The sequence below is a fragment of the uncultured Dysosmobacter sp. genome (assembly GCF_947631635.1).
Lineage (GTDB): Bacteria > Bacillota > Clostridia > Oscillospirales > Oscillospiraceae > Oscillibacter.
Map to the genome: position 1 here is coordinate 1 of NZ_CANRMB010000037.1, position 16020 is coordinate 16020.

Annotated in this window: 24 protein-coding genes and 13 tRNA genes; 13 read left to right on the top strand and 24 right to left on the bottom strand. The window is 53.1% G+C overall.

The window, feature by feature from the left end; genetic code table 11:
- A tRNA-Pro gene (locus tag Q0Z71_RS15105) sits at positions 1 to 76 on the top strand.
- Between the two features lie 244 nt (positions 77 to 320).
- Here Q0Z71_RS15105 and Q0Z71_RS15110 read toward each other — a convergent pair.
- From Q0Z71_RS15110 to Q0Z71_RS15205, 20 genes are all read right to left on the bottom strand, one after another.
- Complete coding sequence (locus Q0Z71_RS15110; protein WP_298024570.1) at positions 321 to 617, bottom strand: hypothetical protein; 297 nt, start codon at positions 615 to 617, stop codon at positions 321 to 323.
- Positions 618 to 691: 74 nt separating this feature from the next.
- A complete protein-coding gene (locus Q0Z71_RS15115; protein ID WP_298024572.1) occupies positions 692 to 1051 on the bottom strand; it encodes an ABC transporter ATPase in 360 nt (119 codons plus the stop codon).
- A 444-nt stretch (positions 1052 to 1495) separates the two neighbouring features.
- Positions 1496 to 1571, bottom strand: a tRNA-Pro gene (locus Q0Z71_RS15120).
- A gap of 334 nt (positions 1572 to 1905) precedes the next feature.
- Positions 1906 to 1982 (bottom strand) — tRNA-Ile (locus Q0Z71_RS15125).
- 5 nt (positions 1983 to 1987) lie between these two features.
- Positions 1988 to 2063: transfer RNA gene (locus Q0Z71_RS15130), tRNA-Gly, on the bottom strand.
- Positions 2064 to 2065: 2 nt separating this feature from the next.
- A tRNA-Met gene (locus tag Q0Z71_RS15135) sits at positions 2066 to 2141 on the bottom strand.
- Positions 2142 to 2144: 3 nt separating this feature from the next.
- Positions 2145 to 2218, bottom strand: a tRNA-Gly gene (locus Q0Z71_RS15140).
- Positions 2219 to 2223: 5 nt separating this feature from the next.
- Positions 2224 to 2299: transfer RNA gene (locus Q0Z71_RS15145), tRNA-Asn, on the bottom strand.
- Between the two features lies 1 nt (position 2300).
- A tRNA-Ser gene (locus Q0Z71_RS15150) sits at positions 2301 to 2389 on the bottom strand.
- A 227-nt stretch (positions 2390 to 2616) separates the two neighbouring features.
- A tRNA-Ser gene (locus tag Q0Z71_RS15155) sits at positions 2617 to 2703 on the bottom strand.
- Between the two features lie 191 nt (positions 2704 to 2894).
- Positions 2895 to 2971 (bottom strand) — tRNA-Trp (locus Q0Z71_RS15160).
- Between the two features lie 7 nt (positions 2972 to 2978).
- Positions 2979 to 3058 (bottom strand) — tRNA-OTHER (locus tag Q0Z71_RS15165).
- 134 nt (positions 3059 to 3192) lie between these two features.
- Positions 3193 to 3471: an HU family DNA-binding protein gene (locus Q0Z71_RS15170; protein WP_298024574.1), complete on the bottom strand. Its 279-nt coding sequence runs from the start codon at positions 3469 to 3471 to the stop codon at positions 3193 to 3195.
- A 45-nt stretch (positions 3472 to 3516) separates the two neighbouring features.
- Positions 3517 to 3591, bottom strand: a tRNA-Gln gene (locus Q0Z71_RS15175).
- 516 nt (positions 3592 to 4107) lie between these two features.
- Positions 4108 to 4182, bottom strand: a tRNA-Thr gene (locus tag Q0Z71_RS15180).
- 164 nt (positions 4183 to 4346) lie between these two features.
- Positions 4347 to 4748 (bottom strand): sigma factor-like helix-turn-helix DNA-binding protein, encoded by a 402-nt coding sequence (locus Q0Z71_RS15185; RefSeq protein WP_298024576.1) that lies wholly within the window; start codon positions 4746 to 4748, stop codon positions 4347 to 4349.
- Complete coding sequence (locus Q0Z71_RS15190) at positions 4745 to 5674, bottom strand: ATP-binding protein (protein WP_298024578.1); 930 nt, start codon at positions 5672 to 5674, stop codon at positions 4745 to 4747. Before Q0Z71_RS15190 ends, Q0Z71_RS15185 begins: the two co-directional genes overlap by 4 nt.
- Complete coding sequence (locus Q0Z71_RS15195; RefSeq protein WP_298024580.1) at positions 5667 to 6035, bottom strand: hypothetical protein; 369 nt, start codon at positions 6033 to 6035, stop codon at positions 5667 to 5669. The genes Q0Z71_RS15190 and Q0Z71_RS15195 overlap by 8 nt, the downstream gene beginning before the upstream one ends.
- Positions 6013 to 6465 (bottom strand): replication/maintenance protein RepL, encoded by a 453-nt coding sequence (locus Q0Z71_RS15200; RefSeq protein ID WP_298024582.1) that lies wholly within the window; start codon positions 6463 to 6465, stop codon positions 6013 to 6015. Before Q0Z71_RS15200 ends, Q0Z71_RS15195 begins: the two co-directional genes overlap by 23 nt.
- A gap of 1307 nt (positions 6466 to 7772) precedes the next feature.
- On the bottom strand, positions 7773 to 8015 hold the full coding sequence (locus Q0Z71_RS15205) for a helix-turn-helix transcriptional regulator (RefSeq protein WP_298024584.1): 243 nt from the start codon (positions 8013 to 8015) through the stop codon (positions 7773 to 7775).
- A gap of 282 nt (positions 8016 to 8297) precedes the next feature.
- Between Q0Z71_RS15205 and Q0Z71_RS15210 the strand changes: the two genes are divergently transcribed.
- Positions 8298 to 8483: a hypothetical protein gene (locus Q0Z71_RS15210; RefSeq protein ID WP_298024586.1), complete on the top strand. Its 186-nt coding sequence runs from the start codon at positions 8298 to 8300 to the stop codon at positions 8481 to 8483.
- A 78-nt stretch (positions 8484 to 8561) separates the two neighbouring features.
- On the top strand, positions 8562 to 8957 hold the full coding sequence (locus tag Q0Z71_RS15215; protein WP_298024588.1) for a hypothetical protein: 396 nt from the start codon (positions 8562 to 8564) through the stop codon (positions 8955 to 8957).
- A 5-nt stretch (positions 8958 to 8962) separates the two neighbouring features.
- Here the strand turns inward: Q0Z71_RS15215 and Q0Z71_RS15220 are convergent, their stop codons facing one another.
- On the bottom strand, positions 8963 to 9172 hold the full coding sequence (locus tag Q0Z71_RS15220) for an XRE family transcriptional regulator (RefSeq protein ID WP_298024590.1): 210 nt from the start codon (positions 9170 to 9172) through the stop codon (positions 8963 to 8965).
- A 180-nt stretch (positions 9173 to 9352) separates the two neighbouring features.
- Between Q0Z71_RS15220 and Q0Z71_RS15225 the strand changes: the two genes are divergently transcribed.
- From Q0Z71_RS15225 to Q0Z71_RS15270, 10 genes are all read left to right on the top strand, one after another.
- Positions 9353 to 9610 carry a hypothetical protein gene (locus tag Q0Z71_RS15225; protein WP_298024592.1) on the top strand — a complete coding sequence of 86 codons (258 nt, stop codon included), beginning with the start codon at positions 9353 to 9355 and terminating at the stop codon, positions 9608 to 9610.
- A 138-nt stretch (positions 9611 to 9748) separates the two neighbouring features.
- On the top strand, positions 9749 to 9931 hold the full coding sequence (locus Q0Z71_RS15230; RefSeq protein ID WP_298024594.1) for a hypothetical protein: 183 nt from the start codon (positions 9749 to 9751) through the stop codon (positions 9929 to 9931).
- Positions 9932 to 10062: 131 nt separating this feature from the next.
- Positions 10063 to 10203 carry a hypothetical protein gene (locus tag Q0Z71_RS15235; protein WP_298024596.1) on the top strand — a complete coding sequence of 47 codons (141 nt, stop codon included), beginning with the start codon at positions 10063 to 10065 and terminating at the stop codon, positions 10201 to 10203.
- A 66-nt stretch (positions 10204 to 10269) separates the two neighbouring features.
- Positions 10270 to 11499 (top strand): LPD25 domain-containing protein, encoded by a 1230-nt coding sequence (locus tag Q0Z71_RS15240; RefSeq protein WP_298024598.1) that lies wholly within the window; start codon positions 10270 to 10272, stop codon positions 11497 to 11499.
- A 44-nt stretch (positions 11500 to 11543) separates the two neighbouring features.
- On the top strand, positions 11544 to 11768 hold the full coding sequence (locus Q0Z71_RS15245) for a hypothetical protein (protein ID WP_298024600.1): 225 nt from the start codon (positions 11544 to 11546) through the stop codon (positions 11766 to 11768).
- Between the two features lie 100 nt (positions 11769 to 11868).
- A complete protein-coding gene (locus Q0Z71_RS15250) occupies positions 11869 to 12126 on the top strand; it encodes a hypothetical protein (protein WP_298024602.1) in 258 nt (85 codons plus the stop codon).
- A 22-nt stretch (positions 12127 to 12148) separates the two neighbouring features.
- Positions 12149 to 12364, top strand: coding sequence for a hypothetical protein (locus tag Q0Z71_RS15255; protein WP_298024605.1), 216 nt, complete (start codon positions 12149 to 12151; stop codon positions 12362 to 12364).
- A 326-nt stretch (positions 12365 to 12690) separates the two neighbouring features.
- Positions 12691 to 13386, top strand: a complete 696-nt coding sequence (locus Q0Z71_RS15260; RefSeq protein WP_298024607.1) for an ECF-type sigma factor — start codon at positions 12691 to 12693, stop codon at positions 13384 to 13386.
- A 142-nt stretch (positions 13387 to 13528) separates the two neighbouring features.
- On the top strand, positions 13529 to 14032 hold the full coding sequence (locus tag Q0Z71_RS15265) for a hypothetical protein (protein WP_298024609.1): 504 nt from the start codon (positions 13529 to 13531) through the stop codon (positions 14030 to 14032).
- An 82-nt stretch (positions 14033 to 14114) separates the two neighbouring features.
- On the top strand, positions 14115 to 14480 hold the full coding sequence (locus Q0Z71_RS15270) for a hypothetical protein (protein WP_298024611.1): 366 nt from the start codon (positions 14115 to 14117) through the stop codon (positions 14478 to 14480).
- Between the two features lie 57 nt (positions 14481 to 14537).
- Here Q0Z71_RS15270 and Q0Z71_RS15275 read toward each other — a convergent pair whose 3' ends face one another.
- The 3 genes from Q0Z71_RS15275 to Q0Z71_RS15285 all read right to left on the bottom strand — a co-directional run bounded on the left by Q0Z71_RS15275 (position 14538) and on the right by Q0Z71_RS15285 (position 15988).
- Positions 14538 to 15230, bottom strand: coding sequence for a phage antirepressor KilAC domain-containing protein (locus tag Q0Z71_RS15275; RefSeq protein WP_298024613.1), 693 nt, complete (start codon positions 15228 to 15230; stop codon positions 14538 to 14540).
- A 212-nt stretch (positions 15231 to 15442) separates the two neighbouring features.
- Positions 15443 to 15661 (bottom strand): zinc ribbon domain-containing protein, encoded by a 219-nt coding sequence (locus Q0Z71_RS15280; RefSeq protein ID WP_298024615.1) that lies wholly within the window; start codon positions 15659 to 15661, stop codon positions 15443 to 15445.
- 153 nt (positions 15662 to 15814) lie between these two features.
- On the bottom strand, positions 15815 to 15988 hold the full coding sequence (locus Q0Z71_RS15285) for a hypothetical protein (protein ID WP_298024617.1): 174 nt from the start codon (positions 15986 to 15988) through the stop codon (positions 15815 to 15817).
- Between the last annotated feature and the right edge of the window lie 32 nt (positions 15989 to 16020).

A 16020-nucleotide genomic window follows, 5' to 3' on the forward strand; every position in this document is an offset into this window, starting at 1 on the left:
CCGGGTGTAGCGCAGTTGGTAGCGCGCTTGGTTCGGGACCAAGAGGCCGTGGGTTCAAATCCCGCCACTCGGACCAAAAAAACTCTTAGAGCCGCAAGGCTTTGAGAGTTTTTTTGCTTTATATATTTAGGCCAAAGAATGTACGATTTTGAACGGTTTTAGATGCATTTTAACGCTCTCCTGTGGTACAGATGTGGTACACGCGAAAGGCACTTAATCCATTGCGCCGCAATTGATACATGTCTTTGAAGAAGGTCGGTGTGTGGTACAGCATCTATATATTAAAAAGAGGGCGGTTTGTTTACACCGCCCTCTCCTCTTCAAAACTGATAAAATGTCCCATCATCCATCACCCCGATCATCAGCGGGTGTGCATTGATGATAAACGCTGGGTTTTTATATTCGTCTCCCCCATGCTTAAACGCTCTGCCAGGACCTTTTGAAACAGCTATATTCTCATAGACCACAGGATCACGCCCTGGAAACATCTCCTGTGCTTTCCCACGCAGTCTCCCTTCAATCGACTCCAAGTCTTTTGTCTTGGCTATCGCCTCATATGCCTGTCGCAGTTCTTCCAATTCAAGGTGCGGCGTTTGAGAATTCCGAATTAAATCCATTGAGATCTCTCCCTTATATAATCTCATCTGATTATAACACAAAATAGCCTCCCGGTTCAACGGGAGGCTATTTTTCATTTCTCATATGTTCCTAGGACATTCCTCTCTGCACGATCCTCGGTTCTCTTATTCAGCCACAGTAGTGCTTCCTCGATATGCGTCAGAGCCAATGCATTCTCTCGGGTGGCAAATTCTCCGTCCTGAAATGCCTTCATGCGGTCCCGGACGATTTCCAAAAGATCGGTATCAAGAACGCCGCTGACTGCCGCTGGATCATTTCGCGGTCCTTTCTGAAACTGTATCTGGACTAAACGGGCGCCGTTGTCCTGCCTATAAACATCATAGGTATGATACGCGCCACCAGGGCCTGTGATTCCGACGGCCCAAATAGCGTTCAGTTTATGCCTCTTTTGAATAGTAGACAGCCTTTCCATATTTTTTCTCTTCCTTTCATCGAACGTATGTGCTATTCTAGTGATGGGGGTGTAATCATTATGTCTTCGGATTTGCTTAGGGTAATTGTGATCTGCACAAAATGCGGATGCATGGCGCCATATGATCCGCCAGTCCCGGGCCATCTGTGGGGCACGTGGCACACAGACAGTCCCTGCCCGCGGTGTGGCTCTGAAGCATGGGCTGCTCACGATGTCAATCGCGACTGGCGTACTGGTCGACTACTTCCCAATAATAACTCTCGTTTCAATTCAAAGCCTTGAATTCGGCCGCCCGGAAGGGCGGCTTTTTATTTCTGAGTTGCACCAGCAAATTGGGAGCAAGTGGCAGGAATGTAGTCTGCCAATACATTCCTGCCGTCAAAGGTGACGATAAACAACATGAATCAGAACAGGAAGACAGATATGGAGAATATGGCAGTCAAGTGGTCTGAGCGGTGAGACTCGAACTCACGCCCCCACGGTCCCAGGCCGCGTGCGCTACCAACTGCGCTACGCTCAGGTGTCGGGGCGGATGCGCCGCCCCTTCGCCCCAGTTCAGGAGTGATGGGATCTCCGGCGCTTCTAACTGGTACAGACGTAAGCGTTCCCAAGCCCTGCACCGCCCTCGGTTACTCTTCTCCGGTGCATAATCAAGGTTAAGCCTCCGGTATAGTGTCTTTCCACAGTCATCTCGGCCCGAGAGGAGATCGCCAGCTGTATAGCCGACACAATATGCGTGACCGTGGAATCGAACCACGCCGCCGTAGCTATCCCAGTATGAAAGTCACGCGAATGCCATCGTATAAACCAACTGCCTGCGCAGATGGCTCTGCCTGTTGAGCTACAATGGTATATGGTGTCCGCTCGGGGACTCGAACCCGGGACCGGCCCGTTATGAGCGGGTTGCTCTGACCAACTGAGCTAAGCGGACATATTTGGAGCGGCCAGCGGGCCTCGAACCCGCAACATCCAGCTTGGAGGGCTGGCGCTCTTCCAATTGAGCTATGACCGCATTGGTGGCGGGGGCCGGACTCGAACCGGCGATCTCCAGGTCATGAGCCTGACGAGCTTCCATCTGCTCTACCCCGCTGTATGGAGCAAGTGACGGGGATCGAACCCGCATCCCTGGCTTGGGAAGCCAGTGCCCTGCCATTGGGCTACACCTGCATAAATGGCGGTTCCGGCAGGGCTCGAACCTGCGACACTCCGGTTAACAGCCGGATGCTCTGCCATCTGAGCTACGGAACCATGGCGGAGTGTACAGGACTCGAACCTGTGCGACATTGCCGCCGGCCATGGATTAGCAATCCACCCCCTTACCTGCTCGGGCAACACTCCATTGATGATTTTAGTCTAGCTTTCAGTTAATATAAGGATTGACCTGGCCGGGATTTGCACCCGGCATGGAACCACGTTTTTAGTTCCGACGCCTTTATCACGTTCGGAAAGTTCTTTTTCCCTCGAAGCGTCTACTATTACCGCTCAGGGCCCGCCTGATACCCCAATCGGTTTTACCGTCCTACGTAGGCACGCAGGCCGTCTATTCCGCCACAGGTCAATCCTTTTGGCGCCGGCGAGAGGACTCGAACCCCCATTGGATTGCTCCACCCTTGGTTTTCAGGACCAGGCCCTTACCATTCGGGCACACCGGCATATAGCATATAGAATGTTTTGAACATCCACAGGGTCGATCCGTGCCTGCGGATATTTTTGTCGCCCACGGAAGCGGAAAGGCTACAGGCTTTTCCGGTATTCAGCCTTCCTGAGTTTCCCAACCATGACGCCCATTGCTCTGCTATGCCAAGTATTGCGGCACAGAGCAGCTGCCATGGAATTATGCCTTTGGCAGGGGATGAAGCTTTCGAGGCTCCGACTTCCGGTTTTGGAGACCGGCGTTCTTACCATCTGAACTAATCCCCTATATGAACGGGAACGACCGGACTCGAACCGGCGTCTCTATGCAGAGCTGCAGCTACACAGCGGGTTATCCCACTTCCCTACGTTCCCATATTGGCAGGCCCACCGCCCAACCCTCGGAACCTATCCAAGGGCTGGGCAACAGGAAGAACGACATGCCAGCCATGCCAAAGGCTGGGCGGCAGGCCCGCTCGCTTTTTCACCGGAACTTCTTCATAGTCGGCTCACTCCTTTTCACAGGCGTCACGCAGGGTCTTGCCAGCCTTAAACAGCGGGATGATCTTAGCCGGCACTTCAACAGGCTCCCTTGTTCTGGGGTTGACCCCAGTATGTGCGGGGCGCTTTTTTGTATCAAAGATGCCAAACCCAGTGATGTTCACGGTATCCCCGGCGGCCACAGCGCCGATGATCGCCGCGAAGGTCTCCTCAATAGCCGCCGCGGCTTCCCTTTTGCTCAGCCCGGTTTCGTCCGAGACCTTTTTGATAAGCTCCTGTTTGTTCATATGAACTCCTCCTTTTCATTAGATTTTGCTGATTGCTTCGCTGCATGGCAGGGCTGGCCGGATTTGAACCGGCGGATGATGGAGTCAAAATCCATTGCCTTCCCACTTGGCTACAGCCCTATTTTTGTGCCCCTGCGTTGTATTCCCCCAACGCTTTATCCGGCGGGCCGCCGGCGGCATTGTCTCCCCAGAGCTAGCCCAGGATTATTGTCCTGGGCACATGCACACAGAATCGAACTGCGCTCCCGTCGCACCCGCCCTCGCCGAATTGAGCCGGAGTCGAACCGGCCTTGTGGCATCGACAGTAATCTCATGCAATTACCGTCGACATATCTGTTTTGCTACATATCCGCCGGCGGGGCGGCACCCATGTGACCTACACCCGGGCTTGGGCCAAAGCCCACCCGGACCACACCTAAAGGCCATCCACGCCTCGGTCAGTGTGATGCCGCTGGCCGCCGGCTTCAACACGGTACTTTTCAGCAAGGCTCCCGCTGCGCCGGGAAGCAACCGTTTTTTATTAAGCCCCTTGCTGGGCAAATATAAAATTTCTTCAAGATGCCGTCTCGCAGAACGAACACCCAAGGCCGATTCTGGAGGACTTACCCTGGCCTCGCGGCTCGTGCCATTACCGCTTGGAGCTGGATCAGGGAGTCGAACCCTGCACCCGAGACTTACAAAATCCCTGCTCTGCCAATGAGCTAATCCAGCCGGTCTAATCAGTATATCAAGTGCCAGGCCCTATCGTTTTTACAATCCTGGCTTTTTTAGCTGTTACAAAAAGTTAGACCCAATCATCTTCGAAACGGTACTGCCTTCGCAAACAGGTGGGCCGCTGCGCCGCAGCCCGCGCGATGTTTAAGTAACGCTCCCGTTTACTCAGTCTCTCCATAACGTGTGGTTCCTCCTTTTGTATGTACAATTCGATTCGGCTTGTTGCTTGCGGGAATATCAATTCCGAGCAGATGCGGCGACGTGTATTGAAGGACATGCGCAAGATTCTGCCGCACACGTTTCAAGGACCTGCTGACGGTCGAGCTTTCAACATTAAATTCCTTAGCGATTTCTTGGATGGTTTTTTTCTCCGAGTAATAGGCGGTGAGATACGCTCGCTGGGTTTGAGTTAGCTCATGCTTCAGCGCATATTTCAGATTGGCCTTCAGGTGCTTTAAAAGGTCCGCATTATCTTCTGCGTACATCTCCTTCCATACATTAAACGCAGCAAGGTCATATAGCAGCCATTCATGTCCCGCTGAAGAATTCTCCAAAACGCTCATGCACCCTCAAACTCCATCCTTTGCCCTGTCTCTATGGACTTCGCCAGAGACTGGACGACTGCGTCCACAATATCGGACTGCTTTGCACTAGAGGCACACAGGCGCTTCAATTCCTGTGCGGAATACTCCACTGGGAACTGTCCCTGGCCCGCCACATCCTGAAGCAGCGCTTCGGCCATCGCCAGTAATTCATCTGCCGTAAATGGTTTCACCTCATGCCGAATCGGAAAGCGCCGCTGCACAGCCGGATCAACCATATCGATCACATTAGTTGCGGCCAGTACGATGATGTCGCTCCGCAACATATCCAAATTCTGCATCAGGGAAATCGTTGCCCTGGACATTTCTTTCGCGGCGCCGCTGTCTTGTCCAGCCAGCCTGTTTGTGCTGATTGCGTCGAGTTCATCCAGCATGAAGATGCACGGCTCACCCTTTACATAATCAAATACCTTGCTCATATTCTTGCTGGTCCCCCCCAAAAGGGAATCAACCATATTGGACAGATTTAGGTAACAAAACGGCAGCCCCAGGCGATACGCCAGATAGCGCCCAAACATGGTCTTGCCTGTTCCAGAGGCACCATACAGCAGAGTTGCGTTCAAATAGGAGATTCCGGCGGCCCGCAGCCGCTCGCTGGCCTTATTAACTGTCAGAATCCTCTCCAGCAAGGTGCCCTCCCGCTCGGAGAGATAATAGCGGGCCGCCTGGAAGCTGGTCGATACATCCTCTTTGAAGAGAAGCCCCGCCACATTGGCCGGAAGCTCTACCATCTCAGTCCGTCGCCGGATCGTATTGGCAATATAGGTGCAGAAGGAGCGGTTCGATGCAGTGGTGTTCTTCTCGCACATCTGTAAAACGATTTTCCGTGCATCCCGCATATTGTCTTCAGCAATGCTCTGCATCAGCCGCTTCAGGTCATTATTCATCCTTTGTTCCTCCAAACGCCCAAGCCATTTGGCCCCGCTCCGCTTCATCGGCGGTTCCTGCGGCAAAAATATAGGGATTTACCAGATAGATCCCCCGGCGTCCACCCCGTAAAAGGACCTTGGAAGCAACCAGCTGGTCAAGGCAGTAGTACACCGCATGGCGGCTCACGCCTGATATTTCACAGAGTTCAGCAGTTTTCCCATTCAGATCAAGAATCTGTTCACCGGCGGATGTCAGCCTCGTCATTTTCAGCAGTCCCAGCAGAATACCCATTTTTACATTGGTCAGCTTCTTGGGATCTGCAAACGCCGCCTCCCCAATCTGCCACCGGTGCTTATTATGAGCTGCCATCTTTCTCACTCTGTTCCTCCGTATACTTCTTACGCAGCGCTTCAATATCTGCTTGGGTCCCCTTTCCATATGCAAAAGGATTCACCTGGTAGATCCCCCTTTGCCTCTTCCGCAAGAATCCACACTCTACCAGAATTTTGATCTGATAGCTCACCGTCCGCTCCGAGCAGCCAACGGCCTCTGCGATTTCCTTCCGGGCTATCGCATTCAGTTCTACAAGCTGGCCCTTATCTGCAAAGCTCATCCGTCGGATGAGCTCATAGCCCATCGTCATACTGACATCTTTCAGCCCCGCATACCCGGGCGAAATAAACTGCTTCACATACTGGTCAATGGGTGCAACATACTGATAGGTCTCGTAGGAGTCTCGGACCTCCCCATTTTCATCCACCGTATAGGTCCGCATTTTCAGCCGCTTAGAATTTCCAGTTTTGCTCATTGCACCCTCCAAAATGGGGAGTTATCGCAATGTATTGCAATACCCGTTGCAATGTATTGCGATAATTCTGCAACAGATTGCGATAACTTTTCAACTGGAAATTGGGCCTATCCCTAGGGACGCAATGGTTACGCAGGTTTTTCCTATGCATTTTTCCTTTATGGTAGTTTTATTTATGCTCCCATCCCCAGTTTTGCAACGACCCTATTCCTCAAAATCAAAATGAAAAAAAACGGCACTATCCCCCATCTGAAAAAATGCATCAGATGGTACAGGAATAGTACCGTTTGCGTTATTTACTATATCACTTCATTAGAGATTTCGCAAGATTTTTTCGCCCTCCTAAGAAATCTCTGGTCCAAACCACAAGTTCAAGTGTTGAAGGGATGTGAGAGCGGGGGTGCTATGCGGTTCCCGCACTCCGATTTTGCCACCCTACTTGGAAACTCCCCCCCCTTCCTGCGGCCACATTGTGCTACATTATGGACTATAATGTTTCACAATCTCCGTTTTGCTGTTGCATTTGTCACTTTCTTCCTATTCTGTTGCTTTTGCAACACTACTTCCATGTATTTCCCCGCTCTTTGCCAGATGCCCGAACGCCTTTGACGTAACGCCACACCCACCCCACTACTCCCCCAAATCCTTTTGCTTTTCTCCTACCATTGTCTATTGATGGGCCTTTATTTCTTCCTCTTGCAGTGGTTACGGTCCCGTACCTGCTTCCCGGCCCCTGTCCTCGGGTTCCTCTTCCTGCCTTTCTTCTGTGTGCTGTCTCCATGGTCTTTCTATGTGCTCTTCTTTACTATACTCTTTCCATGGGAAGCCGGTCTGAAAGTCTTTCTCCTTCTCCCGATGCTCTCATGCTCTCCCGCTGTCCGCCTTTATCAGGCGTCCAGTTCCTGCCGCCGGTAGAGGTTTCAAAAGCGGCGCTCTTCTGCGTCGGCGCTGACTCCGGGCGACGGTGCGCCCTTCGTCCCGCCGTGATCGGTGGCTTTGTGCCGTTTCGGTAGTGCCCCAGTCCGGCATACAAAGAGACGAGATCTTTACTTCCCTCCTGGTAGCCTTCGGCTTTACCCTGGTGGATCTGGCTGGCCCATGGTAGTGCTGCCAAATCTCCCTATGGAAAGACTGGTGGAAACCCGACCGGGCCGTCTCTTCCAATATGGTATACATGCGAGCCGGGCCAAGTCTGGCCCTCTCGCATCTCCTTGCGGGCGGCCGGTGCTTCTGCTGCGGTTAGCAGGATACAAGGAACGCCGCCGGGGTTTGCTATGCCCCCGGCGGCGCTCTGGTGGTCAAGTCAGCTATTCACTTTTCTGCTCTCCTGCGGGCTGGTCAATGTCCGGTACGTACTCCAGCAGGTCCCCCGGCTGTAGCCCCGTCAAGGTGCAAATTTTATCAAGTGTCTTTGTGTCAATCGGCTTTTCAGAGGTTCCGGCCGTTAATGCGTTCATTGTTCCTCCGCCAAAAATACCCTCTTTTCTTATCCTGTACGTGCTGTATCCGGCTTCTTTCAGCTTTTGGAGTATATCAATATAGCGAATCATAAAAGCCCTCCTGCGGCCCCTTACGGCCTGTTGTGATGGCTTTTATTATATCTGGTTTCGCTTCAAATTCCAACCCCTTAAAATGTGCACATATTCACTAATAATATGCACATTATTTTGTGCATAATTTTCGGGACGTATTCACCTTTTAATGTTGACAATACACATTATATGGTGTATACTTTAGATACAGTCAAGGGAGGAAACCCCGAACAGCTCCCCCGGCTGACACCTTGACAACCGAATACCGGACACCGTATAATAAGCGCATGAGGTGATGACATGACCAACGAGGAAAAGATTTTGAGTCTGTTGGAAGGCCAGCAAAAAGAATTGGAGAAAATCAACAGCCGGTTGGACAAACTGGAAGAATCCGCAGAGATTACTAGAGAGGGCGTAAACACCTTGATAGCGTGGGCGGAAGATGTGAGCAATGCAATCCGTTTCCCGCTCCCCAAGTTGAAGTAAATAACCTGATTACATAAAAGGCGGTGCCGGTATTCGGTGCCGCCTTTTGATTTTTCCCCCGGAGGAAAGGAGCATAACATGATGAACACCACCGAGACCATGAGCAAGACCACCGCCGAGAAGATCGCCGCCATTCTGGCCGATCTCCCCCGCCTGGATCAGCGTGTAACTGTCTATGTCCCGGCCACCGTCGGCACGGATAACCCCGCCGACAGCGCCGCCGAGGTTGACGCCGTGGCCGCTGCCCTCTCCACCTGGTTTGGTGGTGCCACGATCCAACCGGGCGCCGGTTGCTGGATGTCGGACGCCTGCGGCCTGGTCAAGGAGGCCACAACCACCGTATACGCCGCATGCACAGAAGAACAATTAACGGCGCACCTGGGCAACGTGCGTAAGCTCTGCGAGAACCTGAAAGCCGAGATGCAGCAAGAAGCCGTTTCCCTGGCCGTCAATAACACGCTCTATTTCGTCTGATTAGCTCAAATCTTTGTCCCATCGGGAAACTCGAAGCGAAAAACAAACTCCGCCCCCAGCGTCCCGGCAATCTGTTCTAGTTCTTCTCGAGTAAATGTTCCACGTTTTAATTTCTGATTAAAATTTGATGCAGTTGTCCCAACTGCTCGAGCAAGGGCCGCTTGACTCATTCCAGCATAACCCGCTGCCGCTTTTATTTGCTGTTCGACTGTCATAAATATACACCACCTTTTTCGACTGTATGTAAAAGAATATATGAAATGCTGGATAATGTCAAGCGAATTTAAAATTTTGTTGCATTTTTATTTATATTTTGCTTGACATTATTAAGTGTTTGCTGTATAATTGAATCATCAAGGAGGGATACAAAATCCCCGAAACAGGAGGTAAAAATCATGGCAAAGACAACAAAAACTTACACCATCACCGAGGCGGCCCCGCTGAACTGTACTGAGTGCAAATACTTCCGCCAGCATTATATTTACGTAGCGGAACTCAAGCGCGGCAGCAAATATGTTCCATGCGCTGGTGGACACTGTGAAATGAACGGCGATGTCAGAGAGATATATACACAATGCACCCCAGCATGTGAACTCTTTTCGCCCACCGACGAAAGCAAATACGAAAAAGTCTGGATTAGAAAAGCCGTTTGAGCTGATCCGCTGACGGGTGGCACCCCAGAAGCGGCGGCAGAAGAGCAAAAGACCACACGACCAAAAACCATCTGCAAGGCCCTGGGCGGTGTGCCAAACGCCGCACCCCACAAATCAAATGAACAGGAGGTATACAAAATGAAACTGAAAGAAATTATGAAGCACATCCCCGTATACCAGTATTTCAGGCTCGAGGAAAATCTCTCTATCGTTGCTGGTGGGTACACCAAAAGCGCGGACATTCAGAAGTATGAAAACAAGACCATTGGCTCTATTCGCATCCAAAGCGGGACCCTAACCATCAGCGTATACAGTAGATAACTGCCCCGCAAGGCCGACGGCCTTTTCCCCCCGCCGCCCTGGCCGGTCGAGCGCATCGGCACCGGCCCAGCGCCTGAACAGGCGCAAGCAGACCACACGACCAAAAATCCCCGCGAAAGGAGGACCAGCCCATGACAGTCTCAGCGCTATTTTTTATCATCGTCGGTGTCTGCACCGTCACGGGCTGGCTCTTCCGCCTGGTGGACGCCATCGAAGCCCCGCAGGGCAAGCGGGAACGCCCCAGAGCCAACCGCCGCAGGCGGAACGCCTGAACAGCGGCCCATCCAACCACCACATGAAATCAAATGAACAGCCGCCCGGCGGCAGGAGGTAACAATATGACAACCAATATTAAGTTTTTCTGGAATGGAATCAAGGTCAACGGCTCAAAGTCCCTCATCAAGGTTTTTTACAGCCTTGACAACAACAAGGACCACGCCCCCAGCGTCAGCATTTCCTCCCAGGGATACGGCGACCAGCTCCCCGGCGACCTGTTCACCGTCTATAACGACACCGACTATTACACCGACTATTTCGACACGGACCGCGCCACCTTGACCCCGGAGCATCCCCTTTACAAATATGCCCGGGCGGCCGCGGAAAAGGCCGAGATCCGGAGCCTGACCCGTAGCATTGAACAGCTTGCGCAGAACATCGCCACCCGCCCCGCCTTCTACTGCCGGGATGATTTCTATAAAAATGAGCTTCAGGCCAAGCGTGAAAAACTGGCGGAGCTCCAGACCCACAAGGACCCCGGCCAGCCCACCGCCGCCGACCTCGCTGCCGTGGAAGCCATGAACACCGCAGCGGAAACGGCCCGCATTGCGGCGGAAAAAGAAGCTGAACAGCAGCGCCGGGAAAAGGTTCTGAATGAACAGAACGAGGGCCGCAGGTACATTGGGGAGACCGCCGCCCGCTATCCTCTCCAGGACGGTGCCCCAGCAGTCACAATCTCCTGGAGCGAACACCCCGCATTCTATTCTTTCCATGATGGTATACGGCTTTCTGTGGCCGCCGCCGAAATCGTCCTGAAGCACTATGACGTAGAAATCCGCGCCGCCGGTGAAGGCTGCTATAAGACAGATTTCAAGGTTGAATACACCAGCGCAGACGGTGAGCCGTCCACCTATGAAGGATATTACAATCTTGGCAGCAATGACGGCGGCCTGATTGCCCATATCCGCGATTTCGGCCGAAACTATCAGGAGCGCGGCCACTTCGGAAACGGCCAGCCCACCGAGGAGGATAAACAGGAAGGAGCCGAGATCGTCGCCCTGGCGGATCTCCTGGAGCGGTACACCGCCGCGGGGCGGATCGTCTCCGTTACTCTCGCCCCCTGGGTCACAGAGACCCTGGAAGCCAGGAAAAAGGCTGAACAGCAGGAATTCCATGACATGCTGGAAGCCGTGGAGATGCTGACGGATGAACAGCTGGAGGCCGCCGTCCTCCAGGTTCCAAGAGATGACCCGGATGCGCAGGACGTGGCCCGCTTCTTTCTTCAAAAGCTGGCCCAGCGGGACAAGGGGAAAGCCTTGGAAGCCTTGCGCAAATGGAAGCGGGGCGCATAGTCGCCCCGCCCCAGGAAATCAAATGAACAGAGGAGGCAAACAGCATGGCAGACCACAGCGCATGGGCGCACTTTGGGCGGGAGGATGGTCCGGAACTTTGGTACACCACCCCAACAGGCCGCCGCCATTATATTCACTTTGACAGTCTGCAAGAGGGCATCCGCTGGATCAGGCAAAACCACAAGCGCATCCGCCCACAGGCCGGCAGCTGGCAGCTGTTGGACCTCTACGATACTTTGAAAACGAAACAGCCCAGCAAAACCGCATGAACAGAAAAGGCCAGTTAAACCGGCCCAGGACCACCCGTCGGGCCTGGTCCCCGGCGCTGATTGATGGCAGGACGAAACACAAAAAGGAGAGAATTGCAGTATGACGATGGCAGACAAAAACCGACAGCTCTATACAAAAGAGCCTGACGGCACAATCCAAAAGTGGTATCTATTCGGGTGGTATGGTCCCCGATTCGCCGTTTCCACTGTCAAAAACGCCAAGCTCCATCACTACAAGCGATATTACCACATGGATGACATTGGAAAGGCTATTTTTCTCACCAGAAAAGAAGCACAGGCCGCGCCCACTCCCTCAATTTCTCCCGCTGGGAAGCTCCTGTTCCCTCTCGACACATAACCACAAAACGGAGGTACACAAAATGGACAAGATCAAGCGTTATCCCGTCCAGCCGGACGAATACACCAAGGAAGATGCCCCCTATCTCTATACCGCCCATGCGGAGACTTACGCGGCGGCGCGGCCCTACCTGGAACCTCGCCCCGCCGGTACAATCGCCTGTTTTGGACATCAGCCTTTACAGCACGGCCCCACGGCCCGCGCATGGGTTAAGGCCGGTTATGTGGTGGAGCGATAACAAAGCCCGCAAGGCCGACGGCATCCGCCGCCAGTGGAAAACTAGCTGCCCCACCCGATGAGCGCCGGACGGCAACCGGCCGAAACGCCCGCCCCCGGCGTCGTGGGAAGCCCGCCCCGCCACCCCCGGCGGGATAGATGAAACCGGATGAACAGCAGCGGATCAGCGCCGCAGGGTCCCGGCTCCCCTGCATAAGCCGCCAGCGGGAGAATTGCCAAGTACCGCTCCCGTCCAAACAGATTGGGCAGGCCCAGCCCGGCCAGACAGGGTGACAGTGAGCACCGCGGCCGTGAGAGCGGACATTCAAAATGAACGGAGGAGAGTAAATGAACAGCAGACAGCAATTGACCGAGATCATGCGTGACGCCTGGTCGCTATACCGCCGGACCGTGGCCCAGGACCCCAATGCCGCGACCCGCGCCACCTTTTCCGCCGCACTCTCCTTCGCATGGGAGCGCTGCCCGGCCCGCTACGCCGCCCGCATCCGCAGGGAGTGGGCCGCCCAGGGCGCCGCCCAGCAGCTGAACAGCTGCCGCCGGATGGTACGGAAAGCCGCCGACACATGGGAGAGCAAATGCGGCGCTTTCATCAACTGGCTCCATGTCGAGCTGGATGACCTGGCCGCAGACACCTGGATCATCATGCAGGAGCGCGTGGACACGCTGGAAGCCATTCAGACGGCCCGTAACCGGGCGGACCGCCTCCCCCTCCCCCTGGGTGTCCTGCTTCATAGAGCCTCCCTGGAAGCCCTGAAACGCCGTGTCAGGGATATTGTGAAGAACGACGGAGACAGTTTGAACGAATCCATGGGCAGCGCCGCTCTGGATGACATGGAGTCTGCCGCCGCCATCCAGATTGCCCTAAACAGCATCAAAAATCCGACCCAGAAAGCCGTCCTCTCCCTTCTGGTCCAGGGCCTGACCGTCCGGGAGATCTCCGCCGCCATGAACAAAAGCAAAAGCACGGTCCAGCGCATCATTGACGCGATCCGGGCGCAGATCACCGCCCAGCTGGCCGCCTGAACAGGGCAGCGCAAACCGTCCGCGGCCAGCCCGAATTTTTTTACGGATTCTGCGGGACAAATCGCAAATTTACTGCCTATTTAAAAGGAAAAACAGACAGACCGGCGGCGGCCCTTGCCGCCGGGAATGAACGGAGGCCGCCATGGGAAAAGCTAATTTCCGCATCATGAGAGAATTCCCCCTGTACGTCCTGCCGGACGCTGTTTCTCCGGTCTGCCCCGAGTGCGGCGAACCCATGGAGGAGGATAAATGCGCATGTCCCGCCTGCGGTTATGACGGCGCTCCTGTGCCGGCTTTTGACCCATGGGAGACCGAGTATGCCCACGGTCAGATAAGGGCCATGCTGGATGACCTGAACGCCGCTCTGACGTTCTTTCAGGTCTCCCTGATAAACGGATACTATAGCGGCGCCCAGCTTTACGTAGAAGAGCCGGAGTCCTCCCCTGTTGAGCTGGAAAACGCAGTTTGCCGACGGATCTGGGATCTCTGTCGCTCTGCGGCCGTCCGCCGAAGGGACATCGAACGCCGGAAAATATGCCGCTGGATGGAACAGGCCGCCGACGCATGGAACATGGATGAACTGATCTGCGTGGAGTGTTTTTCCGGCGGTATAGGCCCAATAGCCAAAAAACGCAGGATTTCTTAACAGTTCTGTCAATGGAAAAGTCACTTCCGGCCATATATCATAGTATTGCGCAACCCCACAAAAGAGAAAAGGAGCTGCCGTGATGAAAAAATTTATTTTATATCGAAACCGCCCCGACGGAGCCGACATAAACCAGCGTCCGGAGCTGATTGCTGTGGAGATCGGGCCTGACATCATCAGCGTGACAGAGGATTTGATGGCCTCCATAAAAATAGATCTGGATGAAACCCCGGAATATCTTGGGTCAGCCTGTCAAATCCATCCGCCGGAACTTGAGCGGACAGATCCGGCAACGGGCAAGCGGGAATATTCCATGATCGCCGTGGTTATCCCCGTGTCCGCCTCCAGAAACACGCTCGTCGAATACACGGTGTTCGAGGATGACGAAGCCCCCCGGGCCCCCCGGAAGATCGTAGATACTCCAGGTTCGGGAAAGCGCCTGAAATAAAAGGAGCGCATTTGAAGAAAGCGGCACACTTCTGTGTGCCGCTTTTTTATTGTTTGCTCACCGATACAGCAGGCGGAAAGTCTCTCGGCCCCTGGGCGTTACCAGCGTCTGGACACCGCTCCACTGGTTTTTCTCATTGCGGCACTCCTTGACCTTGAACAGACCGTCGTTTTTCTCCTCGTAGGGCATGAGTTTGCCCTTGCCATCCCGGTAGAGATACTTTCCATCCACCAAGAACTGGACGAACTTCTTCGGAGGGACACCCAGTTCCTTTGCTGTCTCCCGGAAACTGGTAAGGGTGTTCCGTTCCACGAGGCAGTCAAAATACTCCGCTTTTGGCTGAAGGACGGCGTTTTGTGTTTTCAAGTCATCAATGGTCCTGTTTGCGATCCGCAGGGCACGGGCCATGACCTTTTCAGGACTGTTCCAGTCCTTTTCCAGCTGGATGAAATACTGTCGGGCCAGTTTCCCCTTTTCGCTCCGCTGGATCATGCAGATTTCCTTTGCCATGTCGATGGTGAGGATAGCATCCTTTTGATGCTGTGGGCCGCCTGCGGGGTTATGGACAAAAATGTCCGTGACTGAATAATCCTGATTTTCGGTGAATCCATATTCACACATTCTGGGAAACCATTTGTGGTAAGGTGTCTCTACCGCCAAAAATTCATGTAGCTCCCTGGCGGAAATAGCGGGGGTGTCGTTCGTGTAGTCAACCTTAATAATCTCGCTGATGTTCATGATCTCTTGCATGATAGTTCCTCCTCTTGTTGGTCGTGTGGATTTTGTTGGAAAAACGAAAAAAACGGCACTATCCCCATCCGATAAATGCATCAGATGGTACAGGATAGTACCGTTTGCAAAAGCAGTATATCAAATTATCAGGGTTGCGGCAAGGGATTTCCAATCAAAAATTTCTGCACCCCCCGGCGCAGGATGCATATCAGATAAAAACAGTTCGCACTTCAAAAGCGCCCCCTCCTCCTTTTTCTCTCATTCCGCCGCTCTTCAGCCAACGCCTCATCCACCTTTTGAAACTCCATAGCTATCGCTTTGGTCATATCTTCGGTAAAGAATTTTAGTGGAGGTGTCTGCTTTTCCTGCATCGGATGGCCGCAATGAACACATACTTGGGCTTTATCGCTGATCTTTCTACCGCACCTTGGGCAGGTAATAAGCGCCATACTCCATCTCTCCTCTCTTTTCCTTAAAGTAATTCAATTCCCAATCTTCCACATCATTAGTTGAGTTGACTTTTGTGGGGTTGAGTTGACTTATCTTGTTGCTGAGTTGACTTTTCTCTTGACTCAGTTGACTTATTTTGTCTGCGCGTTTTTTTAATCATCAGAGGCACAGCCAGATAAAAGAAACAGCAGAAAAATACCAGCTATAAGAAAAGTAGTTTTTGTAATCATCTCTTGCAGATTATATAGTAGCGTCTTGCTATGAGAGTAGTCCGAAGGTCTATCATTGTATTTGGGGCTATATTCAGTATAAACATCAACTTTCACAACGTCCCCTCCTTTTTCCCTTATCTTACCAT